Here is a 2,509-nt window from a genome sequence, read left to right as displayed (position 1 = left end):
GCGCTTCACCATGGACCCCTCGCTGTCGACGGCCGTGATCGAGACCTTCGTGCGCCTGTACGAGGAAAAACTCATCTATCGCGGCCAGCGCCTGGTGAACTGGGACCCGGTGCTGAAGACGGCCATCTCGGACCTGGAAGTGGTCAGCGCCGAGGAAGACGGTTCACTCTGGTCGATCCGCTACGACCTGGCCGATGGCTCAGGTTCGCTGGTGGTAGCCACCACGCGTCCGGAAACGATGCTCGGCGACGTCGCCGTGGCCGTCCATCCAGAAGACGAACGCTATGCCTCGATGGTGGGCAAGACCCTGCGCCTGCCGCTGTCCGGCCGTGAGATCCCGATCATCGCCGACGATTACGTCGAGCGGGAATTCGGCACCGGCTGCGTGAAGATCACCCCGGCCCACGACTTCAACGACTACGCCATCGGCCAGCGCCACGGCCTGCCGATGATCAACATCTTCACCCCCGATGCCGCGGTCAACGACAACGCGCCTGCCGCCTACCGCGGCATGGACCGCTACGTCGCGCGCAAGGCGGTGCTGGCGGACCTGGAAGCCCAGGGCTACCTCGTCGAAACGAAGAAACACAAGCTGCAGGTGCCGCGCGGCGACCGTACCGGCCAGGTGATCGAGCCGTACCTCACCTGGCAGTGGTTCGTGAAGATGGACACCCTTGCCGCCCGCGGCCTGGAACTGGTGGAATCGGGCAAGGTCCGCTTCGTCCCGGAAAACTGGATCAATACCTACCGCCACTGGCTGGGCAACATCCAGGACTGGTGCATCAGCCGCCAACTCACCTGGGGCCACCAGATTCCCGCCTGGTATGCGGCCAACGGCGAGATCGTCGTGGCCCGCGACGAGGCTGGTGCGAAGGCGCAGGCGGCCGAACGCGGCCTGGGGGAACTTACGCGCGAGCACGACGTGCTGGAAACCTGGTTCAGTTCGGCGCTGTGGAGCCACTCCACGCTCGGCTGGCCAGACCCTGCGGCGATGGATATCGAAGGCTTCGCCCGCTATCTGCCCTCCAGCGTGCTGGTGACCGGCTTCGACATCATCTTCTTCTGGGTCGCCCGGATGATCATGATGACCGACCACTTCACCGGCGAAGTGCCCTTCAAGGACGTCTACATCACCGGCCTGGTACGCGACAAGGACGGCCAGAAGATGTCCAAGTCCAAGGGCAACGTGCTCGACCCGATCGACCTCGTCGACGGCATCGAGCTCGATGCGCTGGTGGACAAGCGTACCGGCGGCCTGATGCAACCGAAGATGGCCGAGAAGATCGAAAAGGCCACGCGCAAGGAATTCCCCGAAGGGATTCCCGCCTTCGGTGCCGACGCGTTGCGCTTTACCTTCGCATCGCTTGCCACGCACGGGCGCGACATCAAGTTCGACCTGGAGCGCTGCGGCGGCTACAAGGCCTTCATCAACAAGCTTTGGAATGCCGCGCGCTTCGTGCTGATGAATGTCGGCGACGCGCCCGTGCGGGCACCTGCACGGCCGGCCACCGAAGCTGAGCGATGGATTCTGGCACGCCTGCACCACACGGTGGCCGACGTCCACACGCAGTTCGCCGCGTATCGCTTCGACCTGGCCGCTCAGGCACTGTACGAATTCACCTGGAACGAGTTCTGCGACTGGTTCCTGGAGCTCTCCAAGCCCGCCCTGAACGGCGATGACACGGCGGCCGTCGCCTCGACCCGCCACACGCTGCTCTACGTGCTCGAAACCTTGCTGCGCGCGCTGCATCCGATGGTGCCGTTCGTCACCGAGGAAATCTGGCACGCCGTGGCGGCGCCGTTGGGACTTTCCGGCGACACCAGCATGACCCGTACCTACCCCGAGGCCGCCGATATCACCGCCGATGCCGCGGCCGAGGCGGAAGTTGAGTGGATCAAGGGCGTGCTCACCGGCCTTCGCCGCATCCGCGCCGAGATGAACATCCCGCCCGGCAAGGCCATTCCGTTGCTCCTCGCCGACGGCGACGCAAGGGATCGCGAGCGCTCGGCCAAGTTCGCAGCGCAGCTGGCCTTCCTCGGACGTGTCGAGTCTCCGCGCTGGATTGAGTCCAAGGCGGATGAACCTGCCGCTGCGGTCGCCGTGGTCGGCACCCTGCGCGTACTGATCCCGCTGGCCGGCCTGATCGACGTGGAGGCGGAGAAAACCCGCCTGGCCCGCGAAATCGCGCGCATCGAGGGTGAAATCCGCAAGTGCGAGGGCAAGCTCGGCAACGCCAGCTTCGTGGCCAATGCACCGGCCGAAGTGGTGGCGCAGGAGCGTGCGCGCATCACCGACTGGACAGGGCAGCTGGGCACGCTGCGTGAGCAGGCTACCAAGCTCGGCTAGTCCCGGGTTTGGGGGTCAGAGTAATAACTCTGACCCCGGCTACGCTGACTCCTGCTACGGCCTGGCGCTGCCCAGTGGCTTGATATCAAAGGCCATGACGATGGCCTCTTCGCGCCCCGTATGCGCGGGATAATAGTTCGGACGGCGGCCGATCTCGACGAA

1 protein-coding gene is annotated in these 2,509 nt (G+C 65.1%); it reads left to right on the top strand.

What is annotated here, in order from left to right; translation table 11 throughout:
• Positions 1-2,347, top strand: a 2,347-nt coding sequence (locus VK519_RS08555; protein WP_324349021.1) for a valine--tRNA ligase, incomplete at its 5' end; no start/stop codon positions are given.
• Positions 2,348-2,509 lie beyond the last annotated feature (162 nt).

The organism is Pinirhizobacter sp. (assembly GCF_035317885.1).
In the GTDB taxonomy this organism is placed as follows: Bacteria; Pseudomonadota; Gammaproteobacteria; order Xanthomonadales; family Rhodanobacteraceae; genus Pinirhizobacter.
Note: the sequence above shows the minus strand (reverse complement) of the source record. Positions and strands in the feature narration are given on the sequence as shown.